Raw genomic sequence first — 22358 nt, 5'->3', positions numbered from 1 at the left:
AGCCCTTTCTAAAGCTTTATCATTTTAAAATAGTCTGTGATTAATTGATTCTTGCATTTTTCAGCTGCTTGTTCAAAAAAGAAAGAAATTTCTTCATCAGGATGCTGTGCTTGATCCAAACTTATTTTTGCATGAGCAATCTCAGTAAAATGATTTGTAAGCCTTAAAGTTATTTCAAGCCCCTCTTGCGTTTTAATTACAGTTCCATGGGCATCATACGGGTGGATATTATATTTTTCAAAGGTTTCAATCATCCTTTTATATACATTTGGTGCAGTAATCCGAAGTGATTCTTCCTTTTGCAGTTTGAATTCTCCCATTTGCATCCTCCTCGCTACCAATTTCCTTAATTTCCCTGCGTTAGTGTTTGTTGTTTGGCAGTAATTTATTCATTTCATCCTCATTATGGATCAGATCAACGATGATAACGCCATCCATTAATGTTGTGAACTCCTCATCAACCTCTTGTTTTTGGAGCATTTCTTTCATTTGCTGAACTATTCTTCTCATAATGTCATGATCTCGAGTAAGTTGAACGACTAAATCCTTTAATTGAGGATTCTCCAAAACCATTTCCTTGTATAAACCTTCTTCTTCTGATTCTGCATGCTTTAGTGTCCGTGTCTCCCAATGTTCAATGATCACTTCAGCAACTTGGAGTGCTTTTTCCTTTTGCCCATCTTCCAAACAGCGCTGAAAAATATCTCTCAATTCTTTTGCTTCATTTAATGCCGCCTCATGAATCAATGAATGGGCATCTTGTTTTTTTAAACTTGGTCCTGACATTCTATTTCTCCTTCCATCCAATCTACTGTTTAGTAGACCTAGTAAACTTATTAGTCAGTTTCCCCACATTAGTAGTTACTAAACTTATCAATACGCCTTAAATTGTGAACATTTTGAGTTTTTGACGTAATTTGCAAAAAAAAGATGAATGTCTCCAATCTGGAAACATCCATCGTCTTAATAAAGTTATCTATTTTATCTATTTGCCTTCTACTAAATCATAAGTTTCCTTATTCACCATCATCTAAAAAAAGCTCATTCAAAAACCGATCCCGATTTTGCAAGAAGTATTTTGTTATCTGGTAATGTTCCGTATCCTCATAGGTCACTTCGGCAATCTCACCATCATCAAAACTAAATATTTTTGCATTCGGATAGCCTAATAGAATAGGTGAATGGCTGGCAATAATAAATTGAGCATTTCCATTGCGAGTTAAATCATGAATAATCCGCAGAAATGATAGTTGTCTTTGCGGTGATAGTGCAGCTTCTGGCTCATCTAAAAGATAAATGGCATTTTCTTTAAAACGATTTAAAAATAAAGAGAAAAAAGATTCCCCATGTGATTGCTCATGAAGTGACTTTCCACCATAATTTCGGTATCCTGTAGTATCCACCTCATCTAAATAGGAGGCAAAATGATAGAAGGATTCCGCTCTGAGGAAAAAGCCATTTGTCACCTTTGGCATCCAGGATAAACGGATGTAATCTGTTAAAGAAGATCCTGATGCATGGACTTCATATATATTATTTCTACCACCACCAGCGGTATTAAATTCACATTTATCTGCAATAGCTTCTAATAAGGTTGATTTCCCAGATCCATTTTCTCCGACGAAAAATGTAACTGGATGATCCAATATAATTTCTTCAATACTATTAATAGAAGGAATAGAGAATGGATATTGATTGAAGGATGGGATTTTATCACGTAAAAAACGAATTCTTTTTAAAAACATAATCGATTGCAACTCCTATTCATAGTTTTATTGTGAGAGCCAACTGCCAAGAAACTCGATTTTCTCCCACAAAAAAATGATTGCCGCTAATCTGCAGCAAAACTTGCCCTACTTGTGTATGCTAATCGTAAACTTCATTAATTCTTTGTCTTATGTAACTTAAAATGAGATTGAAGGAGTAAATGCATATTATTTCTTGTCCCTTTAGGGTAAATGCCTCCTCTATATATCCCCCTTCGTTACCTGCTAATTCGCCCCATACCCGAATTATACTTTTAATACCAGAATCGTCAAACTAAGAAGTATAAAAATTCATTTTGTCCTCCGTATAACCTCAAACATTTAAACTGGAACCTTTTATTGATAATAAAAAACTCCTTTTAGACAATGAGAATAAAAATTCTGCCTTTTTGCTGAAATCCGTCTTCTTTTGATAGCTTTTGTCACTAGGCAGGAAAATGCAAGTGGTCATGCTGAATTAATAAAAAAAGAATCCAATATAATTAACATTTCATTTCTCAGAAAGGGCTGGAAAACAAAAATGACAAAATCCTACGCGATTAAAGAAGCAGCAAAAAAGCTAAGTGTATCACCTGGTAAACTAAGACAATGGGAAAAAGAACTTAATGGGCTGCTTACTATTCCCCGTACTAAGCAAGGGGCACGCTATTATACAGATGATGAAATGAGTCTATTGGAAACAATTAAACATCTATATGATAAAAGTCTTAGTAAGGACATGATCAGAGGAATAATCGAAAAAGATTTTCAACTCCAGAAAGTGGCCGGCATACCTGAAACAACACTATTACCAGCCATTCCAAAAGAAATGGAAACCGCAACCTCAACTAATGATATTGACGAATTTCTGGCCGCGATGAAATCATGGAAAGATGAAATAATCGATGATGTACGAGATGAAATCCGGCATGGGGTTCGTAAAGAAGTAATCGATGAGGTGAAAAAGGAAATTCTTAAAGGTTCAGTACACACAGTTAAAAGTTTATCGGACTCCATTTATAAATCAAACAAAAGAACAATCGCTGAAATTGATCATCTTTCCGAAGACTTACATAAAATATCTGAGCATACATCAGAAAAGCTTGGTACATTATCTAAAAGGATTGCAAAGTCTTCAAAAGGGACAACAGAGCAAATTCGCAATCTTGCTTCGCGAGTGGCAGATTCTTCAGAAGCGGCAGCAGAAGAGTTTAAAACAATGATACACTATATTTCCAGCTCAGCAGAGGTTACACATACAGAAATAAGCGCACTTATAGAAACTTTAAACACTGATCGAGAAATCTATTTAGAAACGATACATAGAGAACGCGAGGAGTATTGGAAGGACGTCAACCAGCGTGAGGTGATGTTTCAAGATATGATTTTAAGCTTTAGAAGCGCTGCTGCAGCTGAAGAAAAGAAGGACGCATGGTGGAAGTTCTGGAAATAGCCCCCTTCCACTTGCCTAAAGCGAATGTAAAATCATTCAATAAACAATGAAAAAATCCACATAATCCTGACACCATTTAGGTGTCAGGATTATGTGGATTAAATAGATTCAAAGTTCGTTCCATAAAAGATTTCGTCCATCTCAGTAGTCAATCTTTCAGTAATTTCTTCTACTTCCTCTAAATCGAGCTTTTCCTTTGTATAGCCAAATAAATAATTGTTTAGATCAAAGTCACGAATTCTGCATTTCGTATGAAAAATATGGGATTGATAAATATTAACATCAATCATATCAAATTCATTTTTCACTTCTTCTGGAATATAATTTTGAATGGAACTAATATTGTGATCAATAAAAAGCTTATGTCCGTCTTTATCCCTTGTAAATCCCCTTACCCGGTAATCAATTGTCATGATATCGGTATCAAAAGAATGAATTAAAAAATTTAATGCTTTCAGTGGAGAAATCTCTCCACACGTAGACACATCAATGTCTGCTCGAAACGTACTAATCCCTTCAGAAGGATGGTATTCAGGATAGGTATGTACAGTAATATGACTTTTATCAAGCTGCATTACCACAGATCCTGGGAGAGGTCCAGGTGATTCATTGTATGATTCTGTTGGCACCTCAACAACTGGTCCTTCTGATACAAGCATTGTCACACTTGCACCTTGAGGTACATAATCCTGTTGGGCAACATTTAACACATGTGCTCCTATAATATCTGAAACACTTTTTAGTATTTTCGTTAATCTTTCTGCACTATACTCTTCATCAATATACTCAATGTATGCTTCACGTTCCTCTTTCGTTTTTGTATAGCAAATGTCATACATATTAAAGCTTAACGATTTCGTTAAATTATTAAAGCCATGAAGTTCAATTCGCTGCTCTGGCGTTAATTCCAATCGTATGCCCCCCTTATAAATTTTTTCCACTATTAAATATTGTTATATTACCCTAATTCAACATTAAAAATCAGCATTTTTCTTTTGAGCATTTCATCAATTGTTTCAAACACTAAATATAGGGAAAGTGCTCTGGCTATTCAATTTTATTATTAAAACTTATAATATAGGGAATAAATGATTTTATTAAATGGCAGAAAGGTGGGGTGAATCAATGAGAAAGTTATTCCGTACTTTGATCCTGCTGTTCATTTTGTTTGTTTCATGGCCTTTTATCGAGAAACAGATTCAGAAAACAGATTATTATCCTTTTTTGGAATCAATAAAAACTGAAATTCGCGGCATTGTCGAACATCCAGAAGTTGCCGACGCCTTAAATACAATTTATCAAAAGGTCAATGAATTAACAGGAAAGGAAGATCCATTCAGTTCGATTAATGATAGCCAGTCTGATACAAATCAAGCGAAAAAGCCAAATTTATCTATTCCAACTGAACAAGTTTTTTCGATTCATAACATCACACTTGGAGAACAACTGTCTGAAGTTGAGAAACAAATCGGTACGGCAAAGCGTGCCTCATTGAATGAATATGGAACTGAATGGCATACCTATCATGATGATTATCAAAATTTTTTAATGGTTTCTTATGATGAAAATAATATGGTAGCCGGTCTTTATACAAACCAGGATTTAATTACATCTTCAGCTGGGATTAAACAAGGAAGCACAAAAAATGATGTTCATGAAAAATTAGGAGAGCCATTAGACAAAATACGCAAGGGAATGACCTACTTTCAACTGGAAAACGATCGTGATTATGATGTATACGTTCTAGATGACAGCTATGTGACTATTTTTTACGATAAACACGAGGGTAATACTGTCACTTCTCTTCAAATTGTTTCCCAGAAACTTGAATTAAACAAGAAAGACTTTTATTCTAATGGAAGCAAACAATTAAAAGAAGGCTTTGAATATCAGCTTTTTGATTTAACAAATGCTGCCCGAGTCAATCATCATTTGAATGTATTAGAATGGGATGATCACGTCAAAGAAACGGCTAGAAAACATAGCAAGGATATGGCAGTAAATAATTACTTTTCCCATACGAATCTCGAAGGACTTTCCCCGTTTGACCGGATGAGTGAAGATGATATTTTCTTTACATTTGCTGGAGAAAATTTAGCAACTGGACAATTCAGCAGCATTTTTGCTCATGAAGGACTAATGAATTCGCTTGGTCATCGGGAAAATATTCTTCGGCCTGAGTATCAATATTTAGGTGTTGGCGTTGCTTTTAATGAGGAATCTCATCCTTATTATACAGAGAATTTTTTTAGGAGGTAATAGGCTGGGCGATCGATAGGCCCAGCCATTTATTTTCAAGGAAAGTATAGCTCTACTCGGTTATTATCTTTCTCTAAAAAATAATAATTCTTAAAATCAGTCCGTTGGGTGAAGTTCATACATCCATTAAGAGGCAGCGCAAAAATAATCCTTCCCTCCTTGCAAAATTGAATCCGACAATCGACAATTCGAATGGATTCAAAAAAAAGACCTTCTCTTTGAACTAATTCATCTTCTTCGTAATAGTTTATAATCACTTGTTGATTTTTAAATTGGCTGAGAGATTGTATTTTGCTTATAGTTTCCATACGCGTAATACATACCCCCCACATCCGCACTGATCGATAAATTTCATCTGAATCGAATCACCAAAAACTTCTGTTAATAATGGGACAAAATATTCAGTTGGATTTCCGAATCGTTCTGAGGTCACCAGATTCACATAGCAGCCAGGTTCTGTCTCGTACACTGCTTTAATTCCATCCTCAATGATTAGCTCAACATCTTCTTCATATTCATTATGCTCAAGATCCATTGACCAATTTTTCCCCATCCACTATTCCCCCTTTGCCGCAAACACCCTACTTTATCTATTATAATATTATATATATTCCAATCCCATCATATAAAAAAATTAATTCGCAGCGCTTTAGGGGGAGCTATAATTGTTGCAGAAAAACAAGATGATCTGTAGATCGTGCATCATCCGGAACTCTATGTTTGTCTATTTCGCTATCCATAAAAAAACGTCTAGACAGTACCTAGACGTTTTTAAATGACATTCTTTTTTATTAAAAAGTATGGGCAAAATCCTTGGCACGAGCGAGCGCATTTGCCTTTATTTCCTCCGCTTTATCTGGCTGTGCATTATGTCCCTCTATAAACAATCCTTCTAAAATTGGTATGCCAAAGAATTGCATCATAATTTGAATATAACGATGCCCCATTTCCATTTCAGCTGCTGGACCTTCTGAATAATATCCTCCTCGAGCCTGAATATGTAAGGCCTTTTTATTTGGCAGCAGTCCAATCGGTCCTTTTTCCGTATACTTAAATGTTTTGCCCGCAACTGCAACAGAATCCAAATATGCTTTCATAATTGGAGGAAAGGAAAAATTCCATAAAGGGGTTACAAACACATATTTATCCCCTTCTACAAACTGATTGCTTAATTCATCCAGACGGCTTACTTTTCCTTTTTCCTCTGCTGTTAAATCGTCAAAGGCTGAACCAGTACGCAGTTTCCCCCACCCGCTAAACACATCTGCATCAATATGAGGAATATGCTCTTTATATAAATCAATGGTCACAATCTCATCATTAGGATTAACCACTTTATATTCTTCAATGAATGATTTTCCAACCGCCATACTGTAGGATTGTGTTTCATTATGTGGGTGTGCTGTTATGTATAGAACTTTTGCCATCTTATACTCAACCTTCCTAATTGAATTAAAATCTTATTCCTCGCTGTCTACTGAATAAGGGTTTTGCCCAATACTTTTTCTCATTTCTTCTGTTACTTCGAATGGGATTTCCTTGTCAAATTCATTGTTGATTTCGCTGTTTTGGTGAAACCTTCCATCATAATGCAAAGGATGCTGGTTCATTATTTTACCCCCTTCTGTTTATCTTAAAATACAAACCTTCCCCCAATAGAAGGTTTACTATCATCATCCCCCTTTTTTAATAAAAAACACAAAATTAGCCTTGTTTTTATAATTATTGTCTAGGTGCTATCTTCCTGATCTCATGATCCTCATCTGTTTCATCTTCAATTTCCTGACCAAGCATTGCTTCAATGATATCCTCATGTGAAATAATGCCTTTTGTTCCACCGTATTCGTCAAGAACAATCGCCAAATGCTTTCTTTCTTTCATCATCATTTTAAAAACTGTTTCTATAGAGTGAAATTCATATACAAATAAGGGATCATTATCTGTAAACTCTTCCAACATCTTCTCTGGTTCAAGTGACCAGGCAAGCAATTGTTTCGCATGAAATACCCCTATAATATGATCCATGTTCCCCATAAAGACAGGGTATCTTGTATACTTATTACTTAAAACAATTTCCCTTGTTTGATCAAAATTGGAGGTATATGGAATCCCCTCAATGTCTATTCTTGGCGTTTTCAATACATCTCTAACATCTAAGCTATAAAAATCGATTACACCTTTAATTCTTTTTGTCTCCTCATTTTTGAAGGTTCCCTCAACAGTGGCGATATCAACCATTATCATTAATTCTTCCTTAGAAACAGAAACGGAGTCCATCTTATCCTTCGCAAGCAGACTGACAATTGCTCTAGTAAACCTGGATAATAGAAAAGTGACCGGCTTAAGGATATATAGCAAAATTCGAATAACTGGGAAAACTAAATAGGCTATATTATCTGCAAAAGAAGCTGCAATTGACTTTGGAAGTACCTCTGCAAAAATGATCAAAACAACGGTCAAAATCCCTGTAGCTAAGCCAACATTAAAATCATATTTAAGGGCAATAATCGTAACCAATGTAGGAAGCATGATATTGGCAATATTATTTCCAATTAAAATAGCAGTGATTAATTCATCTGGCTTTGATACAAGCTTAAGAAGCTTCTGTGATTTAGCATCGTGATGTTCTGCCCTTGTTTTTAGCTTCATCTTGTTAACAGCGGTAAGAGCCGTCTCGCTTCCTGATAAGAAAAACGACATAATCATAAAAAACGCTATAGCAATAAACAAAGTGTGTAGCCTCCAACAACAGTATTCATTCTATTATTCCCACTTTTAGGAAATACATTTATGTTTTTCAAGTGTATTTGCAGATATTTGAATATAAAATCACAGATTTTAATAATTGGATAAATAATGAAAAATAGACTTCGGATGATATTTGGGTTACAAAAAGAGGGGAATATTAAAGTGATAAAACTGGAGAGGAGCAAACTAAAATTTGTTAAAGCTATAGCATAAACAGCCAGAATGCTGACATCCCGGCTGTTTAACTTACACTTATCTCCTTTTGATGAATGGACAAAAAAACTTCTTCTAGCGTTTTGCACTCATGGTCACGATATATACTGTCCAGAGTTCCAAATGACTTAACCTTTCCATTAAATAAGATTAACACTTTGTCTGCGATTTCAATGGCATCTCTCATAATATGGCTGCTAACAATCACTGTTTTCTGCTGTTTTTTCAATGTTTGAATGACTTCTTTAAATTGAATGACCCAATACGGATCTAAGCCGTTCGTCGGTTCATCTAGAATATAAATATCTGTATTCGCTAATAGGCATTGGGCTAAATTTAACCGCTGAGACATCCCTTTGGAGAATCCCCCAACTCTTTGATTCCGTTTCTCCCATAAACCCACATTTACAAGAACCTCTTGAATTCTCGCTTTAGGTGTGTTCAAAAATGTACCATAATAATTTAAAATCTCAATTGGTGTAAATTCCGGAGGAAAATTCATTTGGTCAGGCATATAGGCAAATGGCTTTTTCTTATCTGAGTGAAAAATGACCTGGCCAGTAGATGATTTTTCAATGCTGGTTAAGATTTTAATCATTGTACTTTTTCCTGCACCATTCCCGCCGCATAATACTACGCATTCACCTTTATTTATTGTTAGATCGACAGGTGACAAAGCTGTTTTGTTTTTATATTTCTTTGAAATATTCCGCAGCTCTACTATCATATTAAACACCCCTTTTTTTCAATAAATAAGTGGATGAAGCAATGGTTAGAAACAGTAGAATGATTATTGATAGGAAAAGAGCTCCAGTCAGCATGCCAGAGTCTGCCCACTTTTCTATCATTAAATATTCTGGTCCAAATACATATTCTGCATTTAATTTTGATATTGACCAAACGCGTATGGACTCCACAGGGTTTAATAAGATGAGAGAGAATAAACTGCCTAGCTTCATTGAATAAGGGATCCAATCAACTATCGAAAAGATGACAAATTCATAGACAAATACAACGATACTCCAGAAAAATAACGCAAAGGATAAACCTTGCATTCTTGTTTTGCTGACTGCTCCGATGAACAAAGCTGCAGCGGAAAATACAACAATGAGCAGCATGTTAACAGCCATAAAAACAAGATAGATCGATCCTTCAAATGATTTACCTATCAGTGAAAGAATAAGTCCAAATGAACCGTATGATATCCCCATTACAACGAATAATGATAAGACTAAGGAAACAAACTTACTGCACATGTAATGCCAATACGAAACCTGATAGGTCTTAAACAATGAAAACCTGCCACTCTCCTTATCGGCGATGATCGAATTTGCTCCTAATATTAAACAAATGATTGGAATAAGCCATAAGGATAAATTGATTAACATCGCAATAGATCTATTATATGCGGATTGGTTCACTTCTTCTGATGAGCTGACCTCTTTCTTAATCTCTTTTAAACCATACCATTCCGGATTCACATTCATCGTCTCAATATTTGTATTAACAGATTCTAAGCCATATGTCGTTTCTACAGGATCAGATTTAATCGATTGTAAACCGTAAAAATAAAGCAATACAGATAAAAATAGAAATAATATCATGAAGTTTAAAAGCCACTTACTGCGTAATAATAGCTGCAATTCGTGCTTTACCATTGAGAATAGTAATGCAGGCTTCATATCCATTGCCTCCTAGTCAGTTGACCTTCACCCTTTTCCTAATGTCCATGTTCCATACCACCTGATTTAAAGCTTTTCATTTCTGCTTTTAACAGCTCTTCTTTTGAATACAATTCGCCGCCATCTTTTTCTTTGAACTGAGCGGCTTTCTCTTCGGAATCGAATCCTGCAATTCCATAACTCATTGGACTTTCAATCGATGAATTTTGGACAAATGTACTTTTATCAAAGTCAATCCATTCCTTTGTTTGGTAATCATGAATAAATGCAGCCTGATATTTAGGGCTATTTTGCTGAAGATAGGTAATCATACAGCCAATATCATCGAACAAAAGCGGCTTTCCGTCCTTTAGAATGATTTGTGCGGCTGATTTCAGTTCCTCAATCCCCATTTTACATTCAGCACATGATTCCTCATTTGCATTTATTTCAATTGGTGCAGCTGCCTTTGACTGGCAGCCTGCTAATAATAGAAGAAATCCACCCATTAGTATCAACACTTTAAACTTCATCTTTACCCCACCCCAACTTCAATAGAATTGAAAGACTTCCAACTACAACAATAAGAAAGGTGACAATCTGCCATCCATTTAATGGAGCATTAGAACTAACCGATTCTTCAGAATTTCCATTACTCCAGCTAACTGGTGCAGGTTTAACTAGCGGAGATTCATCAATAACAAAGGAATCTGATGGCATCGGTGTGTATTGCTCTATCATATTCCATAGCTCTACGGCTGGGCTTTGATAAAATATGCTTAAATATGGTTCCTCACTCGTCATATTGTAAAAAACATCACCGCTTTTGTAAGCAAAATCTACAAGCTCGTCGTTGTTTAAATTAAGTGAGCCATGATCATCAAAATAATTTCCATACTTATCCTTAGTAAATTGATTGGTATTTTTCTGATCAGAAATAATTTGTCTCGTGTTATGATAAAAATTATTTAAGTAAATCGTATTTTCATCCGAAGCCTTTCTCAATTCCAGCCCTGTGTGATTTCCGATAAAGGTGTTGAACTCGATGGTATTCCGCTTGGCATTTTCAAGCAATATCCCCTTGAAATTTCCCTGCATGATATTAGAAGAAATTTTCGAATCAAAGGTATCAAAGATAAACATGCCTGATCCATCGATCTTCGTATTTAAATAGAAAGAATTTGCCAGGATCGATACTTCATTACTCTGCATAATCATCAGCCCATTAACACTTTCTCTAACCTCATTCTGTGCAATGAGTACAGTTTTTGAATCCATCGTGTGGACACCATACCTTGCCCTCACCATTTGATTCCCTCTAATTTCACAGTAATCAGAATACGATACATAAATACCATCCTGAGTATCATAGATAAAGTTGTTTGCAGCTACAGAATTCGGTGCTTTAACTAAATAAATGCCATACCCTTTATGATTGCTGCTTCCTTTAAAACTAGTAATCACATTATTCTCCATCCGGTGCCCATAGCTTTCCTTTGCATAAATTCCATGGAAAACATCTTGGATGAGATTTTTTTGTATAAAGGAACGATTCCCTTTCACGTATATTCCGGCATTTTGTGATCCACTGCCTTCAATTTGAAGACCTTCAACTGTCACATCATCCGCCTCAATCGTTAGGACATTTCCGCTTCCTGGACCAATCAGTTTCGCCCCTTCTTTACCAATTAAATGAACGGGTTCACTGATCGTAAAAACACCTACATACTCTCCTGGCTCTAACCTTATGATTCTATTTTCACCCGTTTTTGATAATGCCTCTTGCAGCTCATTCCCATCTGTTACTGAAATTTCTTCAGCATTTGCCTTGCCAATAAAAATGAACCAAACGAGCACGATAAATATACCAATCTTTTTATACATGTGAGCTTCACCTGCCCTGCACATTTCCACCATATAAAAGGGCAGCATTCCCATTCGATCAATTTTTTATCATTCAGGGAAAGTACTGCCCATTAATTTGTCAAAAAGGGTTCACTTTTTCGTTTTTTTTATATATAATATGTGTGTGTTGTTTTTATAAAATTAATTAATGGCCCATTGTTGCCGTGCCGTCATCTTCTCCAGTTTCAGTCACCTTTAAGATAGCGACGGCTCCTTTTTGAGCATGGTTGAATTGATGTGTTAGAATTGAATAGCTGCCTTCTCGTGTTACTGTAAATTCTACAACTGCTCCACCACTAGCTGGCAGCATAACTGTTTGTAGACCTTTCATATGATTAAATGGATTGCCGTCCACATATACATCATCGAAAACAGTTCCAACTACATGGAATGAGCTAACTTCATTCGGTCCAACGTTATTTACATAAATTCTGACCTTGTCACCGACCTTGGCTAATAATGGTTTATCTTTAAGACTGAAAGTATCTCCGTTTGTGTTTTGGTCGCCTTCTTTCAAAGCTTTCGTTGACATGACCACATGACTAGGTACACCATTTGTAAAGTCTTCTAAATCATTGTACTTATACCATTCATTTTGAACGATGACAAATTCTCTATCAATATCTTTATCTGTTGGATAGCCAGCTTTTGGTTTAACAATGATTGTACCATGCATACCATTTGCAATATGTGATAGTACTGGTGATGTACCACAATGATACATGAAGACTCCTGGCTTATTCGCTGGATAGCTGAATGTTCCTGTTTCATCAGGCTCTACATTTGTAAAGTCTTTAGAAGGTGAAGCGTGTACTGCGTGAAAGTCCATGCTATGCGGAATTGCTGGATCCATGTTCTTTAGTGTAAAATTAATTGTATCTCCTTCATTTACTACTACTACCGGTCCTGGTGCCTCTCCATTAAAAGTCCAAGCCTTGTATATTTTTCCTTTGTCAATTTCAATATCTGTTATTTGTGAAGTCATCTCCACGTTCACTTCGTTCGGACCTACCCGCTCCATTTTCAATGGAATTGGTTTTTGATTCAGCCCTTGATGAGGCTTAATTACTTCTACCTCGCCTTTTTCTGCTGCTAATACCTTTTGTTCCATATCTTTGTCATTTTTTGAATCTGCTGCTTGCTGATTGCATCCTGTCAAAAGCCCAATGCCTAAAGCGGAAGTAAGAAGAATTTTTACACCTTTATTCATTTGTGTTTCCCCCTTTTTTGTTTTCCTTTCATACTTTTATAATAATGACATTTCTCTGCCAAATAGGTGATTTTTCTCACATAAGCATATAAATGTGTGAAGGATTTGTGAAGAAGTATGCAATCAAGTGATAAAGGTTGTTTTGTTCTGAATTTATTTCGAAAATATTTCTAGGTACCTTTAAATTGGAAGGATAAGATCCTTTTTTGGTGTCAAACGAACGGGATTCTTCAGGTAATTTGTTATCGATCTGATATAAACATGTTTTGAATCGCCAGCATACAATCTTTCTATCCTTTTCTTTATCATACGAACTTCTGACTCAACACCACTTGTGTTTCTCCCACTTCCCCAGTATTCTAGCAAACACAAAATTCAATAGGCCCAACAATCCAAATTTTATTCATACCAATGATTCGTTATAATAACTTACAAAAAAAGGGGATGAAAACCGTATTGCCGGTTTCATCCCCTTTTAACCTATCAATTCTTTTCTTTTTTCTTTTGATCTGAGGCTAATTCATCAACGAGCTTTTCTGCTGCTCTCCGATAAAGATTACTCATATTTGCGAGGGAAGCTATCATAAGTATTTTTTGAAGATCTCCTTTTTCAGGATCATCGAGTAAATCAATTTCATTTTTGACATCGGTTGATTTTCCAACAATATCCTCATTAAAGTTTACGATATTTTTACTAGCCACATGGAGGTAGCTTTCATAAAAGCCATTTAAATTGAATAGATTCATACTGGTTTTTTCATTTACTTTAAAAAGCGTCTCTTTTATATCATTAATTGAAAGTGCGCCTTTTAATTGATAGATAAGACTAATTAATATGAGATGTTCTTTAGAATACTTTTTGTTCTTGATTGGAAAAAACAATTTGCCTTTTGCATAATTATTAATCATTGTTTTGGTAAGAACTTTTTCATCTTCATTCCGTTTGGAGCTGCTAAATTTATTTTCAAATAATTGAATGACTTGATCCATGTACAAATCAATTTGCGGGATGTCATCTAAAGTAATTTGATTATCTAAGCCTAATTTATCTATCATTTCCTGTATATGATCCATATCTAGTCCCTCTAGTATAATATTTTATAATTTCATCTTACTTAAAAAAAGGGATTATGTAAATGTTGACTACTTGGCAGAATGGTTATATTATTATAAGTAGTTATCAATACTACATTACATGTTATTAGGGGGATTTACTTATGAATTCTTATATACGTGAGCCAATTAATGGACTTACCCATCTTGCAGGTGCGATCCTTTCCTTTATAGGGTTGTTAGCCATGGTTATTAAAGCTTCCTTAACTACCGCATCTGCGCTTGCCATTACAGCAGTTATTATCTTCGGAATCAGTATGATTCTCCTTTACTCAGCTTCGGCAACCTATCATATGGTCATTGCTAAAGATAAAGTAATCGCGTTTTTAAGAAGGCTTGATCATTCTATGATTTTCATCCTAATTGCTGGTTCTTACACCCCTTTTTGTTTGATTAGCCTCAACGGAATAACAGGCTGGCTATTATTTGGAATTGTTACTGGTGTCGCCATCTCTGGCATCTTATTTAAAATGATTTGGTTTAACTGTCCAAGATGGCTTTCAACCGCTCTTTATATTGCTATGGGATGGATCATTATATTCGCATTTTCACCACTTTCAGAGTCATTAAGTTTTCAAGGTCTATTTTTATTAATTTTTGGTGGTGTTCTATACACCATTGGCGGAGCCATTTACGCGATTAAACCTAAATTTTTGGAGTTCAAACATTTCGGTTTCCATGAAATATTTCATATTTTCATCATGCTTGGCAGCCTTGCCCATTTTCTAAGTGTCTACTTATATGTGATATAAAAAAAGAACCGTTCTGCACATCAAAGCAGAACGGTTCTTTTTTCTATTGCATATTAAATAATGCGGCAATGATAACAGCAAAAAACAAAATTATTATGATGACGAATATAATAAATAGTACAACAATAATCCAACCTAATACTTTTCTTCCTGTAACGATAAGGTATATACCAAGTCCTAATAATCCTAAAATAAAGCCGAGAATTCCCCATAAAACTGGACTTTTATTATGCTTAGGTGCATCAATAACTAAATAAATTGTTACAGCTACACTAATCAGTAACCCTAATGAAAACTCCATCTTATTCCCTCCTTTTATTGATATAAGTCCACAATTTAATATTATACTATTTTTACCGAATTATTACATCGCATTCTCACTTTGCTAGGTTTTAATTTAAAATCCTTTTAATGAACTTCAATCCATTTTTCATCGTTGGGTATCTAAAGGGAAGATCAAACATGGTTGTTTGTTTCAGGATACTTTTTTCATGGGTAAAAACATCAAAACTCCCCTTCCCATGATATGCTCCTATCCCACTCTCTCCTACTCCTCCAAATGGCAAATAAGGAGAGCTGAGGTGGTAAACAGTATCATTAATACAGCCTCCTCCAAATGAAACCTCGGTTAATATTTTTTTCTGCATCTGTTCGCTTTCAGAAAAAACATATAACGCTAGCGGCTTCTGACGACTTTGAACTTCACTGATTACTTTTGGTAAGGATTCATATTCCAGAACAGGCAAAATCGGACCAAATATTTCCTCCTGCATCACTTCATCGCCCCAGTGAATCTTATCTAAAATTGTCGGCTCAATAGTGAGTCTTGTTTGATCATATTTTCCTCCAAGATATTGTTCGCCATTATTTAGGAATGAAATTAGGCGCTCGAAATGTCTCTCACTCACAATTTTCGTAAATTGACCCGAATCAAAAACATTTTCACTATATAATTCATGAATCGCCTCTTTCATTTCGCGTAAAAATTCCTTCTTCACACGATTGTGTACATATAAATAATCAGGTGCCACACACGTTTGTCCTGCATTCGTAAATTTCCCCCAGGCTATCCTTTTTGCAGCTAATTTCAGATTGGCATCCTCATGAACGATACAAGGACTCTTACCGCCTAATTCAAGCGTAACCGGCGTTAAATTTTTTGCTGCTGCCTGCATGACAACTTTTCCAACTGAAACACTGCCCGTAAAAAAGATATAATCAAACTTTTCATTCAACAAAGCAGTGCTCACTTCAACACCGCCTTCCACAACAGCGATATACTCCTTAGGAAAATGTTTGCTGATTAGTTTGGCCAAAAGTGCTGATGTATTTGGCGTTAATTCAGACGGTTTCAAAACTGCACAATTTCCGGCAGCAATGGCACCAGCCAATGGAGCAATAGCTAATTGAAATGGATAATTCCACGGAGAGATAACAAGAGCAACTCCATACGGTTCTGGATAGATATAGCTTTTTGAACCAAGCGTTGCCAGAGATGATTTCACCCTTCTTGGTTTTGCCCAGTCTCGTAAATGCTTCAGCGTAAATTTTATTTCTTCCAGTACTATACCTATTTCTGTTAAGTAAGTATCAAATTCACTTTTATTCAAATCTTTCTTTAAAGCATTCATCAACTCTTTTTCATTTGTTCGAATAATACTCTGCAGCAATTTCAGAGATTCTATCCGTGAAGAAAGATCCTTAGTCTTCCCTTGCAAAAAGAACTCCCTTTGTTTCACTATCAATTCTCCATATTTCCCCATATAAACGCCCCCTTTTATCAACAACATAGAATTATTTAAATTGTAGCATTATCCATGAACGAATGACATTCCCCATACAACTCATTACATAACTTCATATAATTGTGGAACACTTATTATTGGGAGGGATAGCAAATGTTAGGTGATTTACTAAAAAAAGCTTTTTCATCAAATAAGAAGAGCAATCCGTTTCATGAGAAGTCAAATAAGGAAGAAATCCAAATAAAAGAACAAAAGATACATTCAGACCTTGAATATTCAATGACAATATTTAAAGAAATCTATTCCTTTCCTGATAATAAGGATGTCAAATTCCGGACGTTTCAAATCGGCGGATTGAAAAAGCAGGCCTGTCTTATTTCTATTTCAACCATAACTGATATTAAACTCCTAGATGAATACGCTATCCAGCCTTTACTGAGAAATGATAATCCATCATTTAGCATAGAAAATGTCTTAGCGGTTCAAGCATTATCAACTGTCGAATACAATAAAGACGCAATCTATGAAATCAATAAAGGAAATGCTGTTTTATTTATTGAAGGCTATACGAAAGCTTATAGCATTACCGCAGCTAATTTTCAAGGCAGAGATGTTAGTAATGCTGATAATGAAATCGTCCTAAAAGGGCCTAAAGAGGCATTTACCGAAAAGGCTGCGTCCAATATCTCCCTGATTCGAAAAAGGATTAGGGATGAGAACCTTATTGTTGAGTCGGCTGTTATATCTAAACGAACAAAAAATGAACTCTTTATTGTCTATATCAAGGATTTAGCCAATAAACAGCTTCTTGATAATATTAAAAAAAGGGTTAGCTCATTAAATGTAGATTCCGTTCAAAATCTTGCTTTATTGGAGCAGCATATAGAGGAAAGAAAACTTTCGTTATTCCCATCCATTCTTTATACAGAAAGACCAGATCGTGCTTCAGCATTTATCGAAGATGGCTATATTGTTTTGTTAATGGATAATTCACCAGATTCATTAGTATTGCCCGCAACCTTTTGGTCTTTTTTCCATATATCTGAAGATCACTATTTAAGGTATATTTATGGGAACTTCACAAGAGGTTTACGGATGATAGCCATTTTTATAACCTTATTTAGTTCTTCCATCTATGTTGGCATTACAAACTACCATACAGAGATGATTCCTCCTGATTTATTGCTTGCAATCTCAGCAACAAGAGAAAAGGTTCCATTTCCAGCAATCATCGAAGTCATATTGATGGAATTTGCATTTGGATTAATACGTGAAGGCGGGCTTCGCGTCCCTACCCCAATTGGTCCTACCATTGGAATTGTAGGAGCATTAATATTAGGACAAGCTGCTGTACAAGCGAATATCGTTAGTCCAATCGTCGTTATTGTTGTCGCTCTAGCAGGTGTTTGTTCCTTTTTAGTATCTGACATTAGCATGAACTTTGCCATTCGAATTATTCGATTCTTTTTTATCCTATCAGCAGGCTTCTTTGGTTTCTATGGGATGACGGCTGTATTTACAGCTGGACTTTTTTACATTGTATCCATTAAATCCTTTGGTGTTCCATATTTATCACCCATGACTCCAAAATATACTTCATCCAAAGACACTGTATTTAGAAGGCTGCTTAAAAATGAAATTTTTCGCCCGGGTTACGTGAAGCCAAAGGATATGAAAAAAACATAGGAGAATGTGGATGGAAGATTCAAAGGGAAAAATCGGAATTAAAGAATTTATCGCCATCATTATTTTAACAATTGGAACAAAGCTTACTGACGACACAACCGTCATTTTGTACAAGCAAATGGAAAATGCTGCGTGGATGTCCCCTTTTGTGATATGTGCATTCTCCATTTTACCGATTTTTTTACTTATAAAAGTCATGAATATTTACGAAAATAAAAATTTAGCAGACGTAATCAATCAGTTGTTTGGAAGATTTTTTGGCTTTTTCACGGTAATGATCTTATGGTTTTTATTATTTTCAGCCCTAACAATTGATTCAGCCGTATACACGGATATTATCTCAACGATGTATTTTGAAAAAACTCCAGTCATTATGATTTATGGCTTATTAATGCTCGTTAGTGCTTTTGGCGCTAAAAAGGGGATTGAACATATCGGATCTGTTGCTTGGTCTGTTATTTTTTGGATTAAATTATCACTGCTTGCTGCTTTAATATTAACCTTCATGCAAGGAGAAATTTTGTTTTTATTTCCTATTTTCGGTAATGGTGCATGGGAGGTTGTGAAAGAAAGCTCGCTTAGAACATCCCTTAATGCTGAATTTCTTTACTTAGGGCTTATCTTTCCTTACTTAAAAAATAAGAAGGATTACAAGAAAGGAACATGGATTGCTTTAGCAATCATAACCACTGAACTTTCCTTCTCATTAGCAGCTTTTATTATGTTGTTTGATCATAAGGGGATTCAACTAATGGACTTTCCTTTTCATGAAACCATTCGTTATATTGAAATTGGCTTCTTAGAAAATATTGAAACTTTTTTCTTTCCATTTTGGTTAATTGCTTCATTTATACGATTTGCTTTCTATTTATACTTAACGGCAATATTATTTGGAAGTCTGTTTTCTATTAGAAACTTCGAACACTTACTTCCAATTATTGCCACTTTAGTTGTTTTCCTCGGAATAATTCCTGAGAATCCAACGTTTACTATCTTTAAATTAAGGGAAAGTTTACTTTTTATCACTACACCCATATTTATTATTCTGCCATTTTTATTATGGGCTGCTGCCAAACTAAAAGGAGAATTCAAAAATGAAAAAGCAAAAGCATCTGATTAAGATGGTTTGTTTAATATTACTAGTGGTCTCTCTTGGTGGATGCTGGGATAAAAAAGAAATTGAAAGAAATGCATATGTTGTTGCCATAGGTCTCGATAAGGGCAAGGAAGCCAGCTTAAAAATCACTTATTTAATTTCAAACCCTGAATATGGATCGATACAGCAAGGCGGGTCAACAAATGAACCACCTGTTGAAATTATTAGCTTCGAAACCGATGATCTCGTTTCACCACTATATAAAGCGAATGCAGTTATAGCGAAGGAAATTTCTTATAATTTAATGAAGAACATTATTGTTTCTGAAAAACTTGCAATGGAGAAGGAGTTTATCAGATGGATGTATGATACTACAAAGGAAAAGGATATTCGAAGAGATACATACCTTATTTTCACAAAGGAGGACGCTAGTAAATTTATTCTTGAAAATCAACCAAAACTTGAAACGAGAGCAAATAAATATTTTGAGTTTATCATTAGAAGAGGTATTGCCACAGCCAATATACCTGACTCCACCCTCCATCGATATTTAAGAATTACTGAAGCGGATGCTGACTTATTCTTAGGGATTTATGCGACAACCGAACATGAGGATACTGATCAAAGTAATAAAGGAGATGAAATCTTTGCGGGGCAGCTTGATACGACAGGAAAAACAAATAAAACACAGTTTTTAGGATCGACTGTTTTCAAAGAAGGCATGATGATTGGAAAGCTTACAGCAGAAGATACTAGGATTTCTCTCCTTCTAAGTGTGGCTGAAAAGTCACCACCAATGTTAATCTCTTTTCCAGATCCTAATAAGAAAGAATATCGGATCGCTGCAAAAATCACTCAATTGAAAAGCCCCAAGGTTGATTTAAAAATGAATAATGGGATATCGAAGGTTGACGTTTTCCTCCCCATTCATATGGATATATTAACGGATCACGCAATGGAAAATTATGCAAAAGACACTCAAAAAAGAGAGGAACTCAAGAAATATATAGAAAATAGATTTGAGAAAAAAATGATGAAATTTGTAACGAGGACACAGGAAGAATTCAAAGCGGATCCATTCGGCTGGTCTTTAATCGCTAGAAAAAAATTTGCGAGCCTGCCAGAATATAAAAGATTTGGCTGGATGCAGGCTTACCCACAAATGGACGTGAACATTTCTGTAAATATAACATTCGGAGATTTTGGCAGACAAAGCAGACTGCCAAAGCTCGAGAAAGTAAGGGATTAAAATGACTGTAGTTATTTGGAGTGTTTTAATCATCATCACACTTTATTCTCTAGGATTTACGATTTCATTATGGAGAGATAAGAAAAGATTGGGATCCATTGCCGTATTTTCATTAGCTGCAGCAACAGTTGTATGTGCTTTAGTTGGTGTGCTCAAATAATTCATTTAACTCATTTCGTAGAAAAATGATCAAAATTTTAGTAGAATAGACATTATATTTAGTAACTCTAAATATTATTCGTTTTAAATGTATCTACTAAATCAGTAATTAGAACCATAGAGTCCTAAATAAGTTATAAATACAGGAGGAAATCTTTAATGAATAGTGGTTCACATTCAGGTTCTGCATCAACTCAGCAGATGCAGTCTGAGAAAATTTGGACACGTGATTTTGTTCTCATTTGCTTGTCCAATTTTTTTATTTTTCTTGGTTTTCAAATGACATTACCAACCATCCCTCTATTTGTAGAAGAACTTGGAGGAAACGATCAATTAATCGGGATCGTAGTTGGAATTTTTACTTTTTCCGCTCTTCTTTTACGCCCATATGCTGGGCATGCCCTTGAATCAAAAGGAAGAAGGTTTGTTTACCTTACTGGACTTGGAATTTTCGTTCTATCTGTTGGATCGTTTGGCTTTGTGAAAAGTTTAGTTTTCTTATTTATCATGAGAATTATTCAAGGATTGGGATGGGGATTTTCAACAACAGCTTCTGGTACTATTGCAACAGATCTTATACCAGCTAAAAGACGCGGAGAAGGTATGGGCTATTACGGACTTTCTGGGAACTTAGCTCTCGCCTTTGGACCAACTCTAGGCCTCGCTTTAGTTGGTGTAGTTTCTTTCACCCAGCTATTTTTAATCTGTGCGATTCTTGGTCTCGCAGCATTTTTCTTATCCTCGACGATTCGTTATAAGAAAGCTGAACCCCAGACCGCACAGCTGAAAAAATGGGATATTTACGAAAAAAGTGCCCTTCCGCCATCCATGCTACTATTTTTTATCACAGTTACGTTTGGAGGAATTGCATCATTTCTTCCACTCTATTCCGCACAGAAAGGGATTTCAGGTATTCAATGGTACTTCCTGCTTTATGCACTTGCGTTATTGGTTAGCCGAACCTTTGCAGGAAAACTATATGATCGAAAAGGGCATCAAGCTGTTTTTATCCCTGGAGCAATTTTAATTATTATTTCAATGATCCTATTATCATGGCTGCCTAACAGTCTATTCCTTTATATTGCAGCGATTTTGTATGGTTTGGGATTTGGAACTGTACAGCCTGCTTTACAAGCTTGGTCTGTTAAAGAGGCGCCTGCCAATCGCAGGGGAATGGCGAATGCAACCTTCTTCTCTTTCTTCGACCTTGGTGTTGGAATCGGAGCAATCATGTTTGGGCAAATCGCACATTGGTTTGGATACAGTACGATTTATGCGGTTGCGGCAGGTTCTGTTTTTTGTTCAGTCCTTCTTTACCTCGGCATACTTTCGAAATATCGGAAAATGCAAAGAGCTTAGATTAT

24 protein-coding genes are annotated in these 22358 nt (G+C 35.5%); 8 read left to right on the top strand and 16 right to left on the bottom strand.

The features are described 5' to 3' along the window. Nucleotides 1-8: 8 nt before the first annotated feature. The 3 genes from ASU02_RS07770 to ASU02_RS07760 form a co-directional block, all read right to left on the bottom strand. Nucleotides 9-320: a hypothetical protein gene (locus ASU02_RS07770; RefSeq protein WP_232426194.1), complete on the bottom strand. Its 312-nt coding sequence runs from the start codon at nucleotides 318-320 to the stop codon at nucleotides 9-11. Nucleotides 321-360: 40 nt separating this feature from the next. Continuing rightward, nucleotides 361-786 carry a hemerythrin domain-containing protein gene (locus ASU02_RS07765; RefSeq protein WP_057762688.1) on the bottom strand — a complete coding sequence of 142 codons (426 nt, stop codon included), beginning with the start codon at nucleotides 784-786 and terminating at the stop codon, nucleotides 361-363. Between the two features lie 230 nt (nucleotides 787-1016). Beyond that, nucleotides 1017-1745, bottom strand: a complete 729-nt coding sequence (locus ASU02_RS07760; protein WP_057762685.1) for an AAA family ATPase — start codon at nucleotides 1743-1745, stop codon at nucleotides 1017-1019. Nucleotides 1746-2286: 541 nt separating this feature from the next. Here ASU02_RS07760 and ASU02_RS07755 point away from each other — a divergent pair. Continuing rightward, nucleotides 2287-3198, top strand: a complete 912-nt coding sequence (locus ASU02_RS07755) for a MerR family transcriptional regulator (RefSeq protein ID WP_057762843.1) — start codon at nucleotides 2287-2289, stop codon at nucleotides 3196-3198. Nucleotides 3199-3296: 98 nt separating this feature from the next. Here the strand turns inward: ASU02_RS07755 and speD are convergent, their stop codons facing one another. Continuing rightward, entirely contained in the window at nucleotides 3297-4109 is an 813-nt protein-coding gene (gene speD, locus ASU02_RS07750) for an adenosylmethionine decarboxylase (RefSeq protein ID WP_057762680.1), read from the bottom strand. A 214-nt stretch (nucleotides 4110-4323) separates the two neighbouring features. Between speD and ASU02_RS07745 the strand changes: the two genes are divergently transcribed. After that, nucleotides 4324-5457, top strand: coding sequence for a CAP domain-containing protein (locus tag ASU02_RS07745; protein ID WP_057762676.1), 1134 nt, complete (start codon nucleotides 4324-4326; stop codon nucleotides 5455-5457). Nucleotides 5458-5752: 295 nt separating this feature from the next. On the opposite strand, the gene ASU02_RS07735 is transcribed toward ASU02_RS07745, so the two are convergent. The 10 genes from ASU02_RS07735 to ASU02_RS07695 all read right to left on the bottom strand — a co-directional run bounded on the left by ASU02_RS07735 (nucleotide 5753) and on the right by ASU02_RS07695 (nucleotide 14268). Further along, nucleotides 5753-6010 carry a CGCGG family putative rSAM-modified RiPP protein gene (locus ASU02_RS07735; RefSeq protein ID WP_057762670.1) on the bottom strand — a complete coding sequence of 86 codons (258 nt, stop codon included), beginning with the start codon at nucleotides 6008-6010 and terminating at the stop codon, nucleotides 5753-5755. A 238-nt stretch (nucleotides 6011-6248) separates the two neighbouring features. Beyond that, nucleotides 6249-6884: an FMN-dependent NADH-azoreductase gene (locus ASU02_RS07730; RefSeq protein ID WP_057762668.1), complete on the bottom strand. Its 636-nt coding sequence runs from the start codon at nucleotides 6882-6884 to the stop codon at nucleotides 6249-6251. Nucleotides 6885-6917: 33 nt separating this feature from the next. After that, nucleotides 6918-7067 (bottom strand): hypothetical protein, encoded by a 150-nt coding sequence (locus tag ASU02_RS26370; RefSeq protein WP_157684495.1) that lies wholly within the window; start codon nucleotides 7065-7067, stop codon nucleotides 6918-6920. A gap of 112 nt (nucleotides 7068-7179) precedes the next feature. Then, nucleotides 7180-8187 carry a CNNM domain-containing protein gene (locus ASU02_RS07725; RefSeq protein WP_082631723.1) on the bottom strand — a complete coding sequence of 336 codons (1008 nt, stop codon included), beginning with the start codon at nucleotides 8185-8187 and terminating at the stop codon, nucleotides 7180-7182. A gap of 259 nt (nucleotides 8188-8446) precedes the next feature. Continuing rightward, nucleotides 8447-9145, bottom strand: a complete 699-nt coding sequence (locus tag ASU02_RS07720) for an ABC transporter ATP-binding protein (RefSeq protein ID WP_057762665.1) — start codon at nucleotides 9143-9145, stop codon at nucleotides 8447-8449. Between the two features lies 1 nt (nucleotide 9146). Continuing rightward, nucleotides 9147-10100 carry an ABC transporter permease gene (locus ASU02_RS07715; RefSeq protein ID WP_057762663.1) on the bottom strand — a complete coding sequence of 318 codons (954 nt, stop codon included), beginning with the start codon at nucleotides 10098-10100 and terminating at the stop codon, nucleotides 9147-9149. 38 nt (nucleotides 10101-10138) lie between these two features. Beyond that, nucleotides 10139-10612 carry a nitrous oxide reductase accessory protein NosL gene (locus ASU02_RS07710; protein ID WP_057762661.1) on the bottom strand — a complete coding sequence of 158 codons (474 nt, stop codon included), beginning with the start codon at nucleotides 10610-10612 and terminating at the stop codon, nucleotides 10139-10141. Further along, entirely contained in the window at nucleotides 10602-11963 is a 1362-nt protein-coding gene (locus tag ASU02_RS07705; RefSeq protein ID WP_057762659.1) for a right-handed parallel beta-helix repeat-containing protein, read from the bottom strand. The genes ASU02_RS07710 and ASU02_RS07705 overlap by 11 nt, the downstream gene beginning before the upstream one ends. 166 nt (nucleotides 11964-12129) lie before the next feature. Further along, nucleotides 12130-13194: a multicopper oxidase domain-containing protein gene (locus tag ASU02_RS07700; RefSeq protein WP_057762657.1), complete on the bottom strand. Its 1065-nt coding sequence runs from the start codon at nucleotides 13192-13194 to the stop codon at nucleotides 12130-12132. 483 nt (nucleotides 13195-13677) lie between these two features. After that, complete coding sequence (locus ASU02_RS07695; RefSeq protein WP_057762655.1) at nucleotides 13678-14268, bottom strand: DUF1836 domain-containing protein; 591 nt, start codon at nucleotides 14266-14268, stop codon at nucleotides 13678-13680. A 143-nt stretch (nucleotides 14269-14411) separates the two neighbouring features. On the opposite strand from ASU02_RS07695, the gene trhA reads away from it, so the two are divergent. Beyond that, the gene (gene trhA / locus ASU02_RS07690; protein WP_057762653.1) at nucleotides 14412-15059 is read left to right on the top strand and encodes a PAQR family membrane homeostasis protein TrhA; all 648 of its coding nucleotides are present in this window, start codon (nucleotides 14412-14414) and stop codon (nucleotides 15057-15059) included. 43 nt (nucleotides 15060-15102) lie between these two features. Here trhA and ASU02_RS07685 read toward each other — a convergent pair whose 3' ends face one another. Both ASU02_RS07685 and ASU02_RS07680 read right to left on the bottom strand, forming a co-directional pair. Beyond that, nucleotides 15103-15360, bottom strand: coding sequence for a hypothetical protein (locus ASU02_RS07685; protein WP_057762650.1), 258 nt, complete (start codon nucleotides 15358-15360; stop codon nucleotides 15103-15105). Between the two features lie 91 nt (nucleotides 15361-15451). Continuing rightward, a complete protein-coding gene (locus ASU02_RS07680) occupies nucleotides 15452-16822 on the bottom strand; it encodes an aldehyde dehydrogenase (RefSeq protein ID WP_057762648.1) in 1371 nt (456 codons plus the stop codon). 135 nt (nucleotides 16823-16957) lie between these two features. Here ASU02_RS07680 and ASU02_RS07675 point away from each other — a divergent pair, with 135 nt between their 5' ends. The 5 genes from ASU02_RS07675 (at nucleotide 16958) to ASU02_RS07660 (ending at nucleotide 22353) form a co-directional block, all read left to right on the top strand. Next, nucleotides 16958-18490 carry a spore germination protein gene (locus ASU02_RS07675; protein ID WP_057762647.1) on the top strand — a complete coding sequence of 511 codons (1533 nt, stop codon included), beginning with the start codon at nucleotides 16958-16960 and terminating at the stop codon, nucleotides 18488-18490. A gap of 10 nt (nucleotides 18491-18500) precedes the next feature. Beyond that, nucleotides 18501-19610 (top strand): GerAB/ArcD/ProY family transporter, encoded by a 1110-nt coding sequence (locus ASU02_RS07670; protein WP_057762645.1) that lies wholly within the window; start codon nucleotides 18501-18503, stop codon nucleotides 19608-19610. Further along, nucleotides 19585-20835 (top strand): Ger(x)C family spore germination protein, encoded by a 1251-nt coding sequence (locus ASU02_RS07665; protein ID WP_057762642.1) that lies wholly within the window; start codon nucleotides 19585-19587, stop codon nucleotides 20833-20835. The genes ASU02_RS07670 and ASU02_RS07665 overlap by 26 nt, the downstream gene beginning before the upstream one ends. 1 nt (nucleotide 20836) lies before the next feature. After that, on the top strand, nucleotides 20837-20995 hold the full coding sequence (locus ASU02_RS26365; protein ID WP_157684494.1) for a hypothetical protein: 159 nt from the start codon (nucleotides 20837-20839) through the stop codon (nucleotides 20993-20995). Between the two features lie 158 nt (nucleotides 20996-21153). Beyond that, nucleotides 21154-22353 carry an MFS transporter gene (locus ASU02_RS07660; RefSeq protein ID WP_057762640.1) on the top strand — a complete coding sequence of 400 codons (1200 nt, stop codon included), beginning with the start codon at nucleotides 21154-21156 and terminating at the stop codon, nucleotides 22351-22353. Nucleotides 22354-22358 lie beyond the last annotated feature (5 nt).

This window comes from Cytobacillus praedii (assembly GCF_001439605.1).
GTDB classification, from domain to species: domain Bacteria; phylum Bacillota; class Bacilli; order Bacillales; family Cytobacillaceae; genus Cytobacillus; species Cytobacillus praedii.
This window is presented reverse-complemented; position numbering and strand designations above follow the sequence as displayed.

Excerpts from the sequence above, each read along its gene's own strand:
- ASU02_RS07695 (WP_057762655.1), bottom strand. The coding sequence starts at position 14,268 with ATGGATCATATACAGGAAATGATAGATAAATTAGGCTTAGATAATCAA.
- ASU02_RS07705 (WP_057762659.1), bottom strand. The coding sequence starts at position 11,963 with ATGTATAAAAAGATTGGTATATTTATCGTGCTCGTTTGGTTCATTTTT.
- ASU02_RS26365 (WP_157684494.1), top strand. The coding sequence starts at position 20,837 with ATGACTGTAGTTATTTGGAGTGTTTTAATCATCATCACACTTTATTCT.
- ASU02_RS26370 (WP_157684495.1), bottom strand. The coding sequence starts at position 7,067 with ATGAACCAGCATCCTTTGCATTATGATGGAAGGTTTCACCAAAACAGC.
- ASU02_RS07715 (WP_057762663.1), bottom strand. The coding sequence starts at position 10,100 with ATGAAGCCTGCATTACTATTCTCAATGGTAAAGCACGAATTGCAGCTA.
- ASU02_RS07745 (WP_057762676.1), top strand. The coding sequence starts at position 4,324 with ATGAGAAAGTTATTCCGTACTTTGATCCTGCTGTTCATTTTGTTTGTT.
- ASU02_RS07710 (WP_057762661.1), bottom strand. The coding sequence starts at position 10,612 with ATGAAGTTTAAAGTGTTGATACTAATGGGTGGATTTCTTCTATTATTA.
- ASU02_RS07680 (WP_057762648.1), bottom strand. The coding sequence starts at position 16,822 with ATGGGGAAATATGGAGAATTGATAGTGAAACAAAGGGAGTTCTTTTTG.
- ASU02_RS07735 (WP_057762670.1), bottom strand. The coding sequence starts at position 6,010 with ATGGGGAAAAATTGGTCAATGGATCTTGAGCATAATGAATATGAAGAA.
- ASU02_RS07675 (WP_057762647.1), top strand. The coding sequence starts at position 16,958 with ATGTTAGGTGATTTACTAAAAAAAGCTTTTTCATCAAATAAGAAGAGC.
- ASU02_RS07760 (WP_057762685.1), bottom strand. The coding sequence starts at position 1,745 with ATGTTTTTAAAAAGAATTCGTTTTTTACGTGATAAAATCCCATCCTTC.
- ASU02_RS07670 (WP_057762645.1), top strand. The coding sequence starts at position 18,501 with ATGGAAGATTCAAAGGGAAAAATCGGAATTAAAGAATTTATCGCCATC.
- ASU02_RS07755 (WP_057762843.1), top strand. The coding sequence starts at position 2,287 with ATGACAAAATCCTACGCGATTAAAGAAGCAGCAAAAAAGCTAAGTGTA.
- ASU02_RS07720 (WP_057762665.1), bottom strand. The coding sequence starts at position 9,145 with ATGATAGTAGAGCTGCGGAATATTTCAAAGAAATATAAAAACAAAACA.
- trhA (WP_057762653.1), top strand. The coding sequence starts at position 14,412 with ATGAATTCTTATATACGTGAGCCAATTAATGGACTTACCCATCTTGCA.
- ASU02_RS07685 (WP_057762650.1), bottom strand. The coding sequence starts at position 15,360 with ATGGAGTTTTCATTAGGGTTACTGATTAGTGTAGCTGTAACAATTTAT.
- ASU02_RS07770 (WP_232426194.1), bottom strand. The coding sequence starts at position 320 with ATGGGAGAATTCAAACTGCAAAAGGAAGAATCACTTCGGATTACTGCA.
- ASU02_RS07700 (WP_057762657.1), bottom strand. The coding sequence starts at position 13,194 with ATGAATAAAGGTGTAAAAATTCTTCTTACTTCCGCTTTAGGCATTGGG.
- ASU02_RS07665 (WP_057762642.1), top strand. The coding sequence starts at position 19,585 with ATGAAAAAGCAAAAGCATCTGATTAAGATGGTTTGTTTAATATTACTA.
- ASU02_RS07660 (WP_057762640.1), top strand. The coding sequence starts at position 21,154 with ATGAATAGTGGTTCACATTCAGGTTCTGCATCAACTCAGCAGATGCAG.
- ASU02_RS07730 (WP_057762668.1), bottom strand. The coding sequence starts at position 6,884 with ATGGCAAAAGTTCTATACATAACAGCACACCCACATAATGAAACACAA.
- ASU02_RS07765 (WP_057762688.1), bottom strand. The coding sequence starts at position 786 with ATGTCAGGACCAAGTTTAAAAAAACAAGATGCCCATTCATTGATTCAT.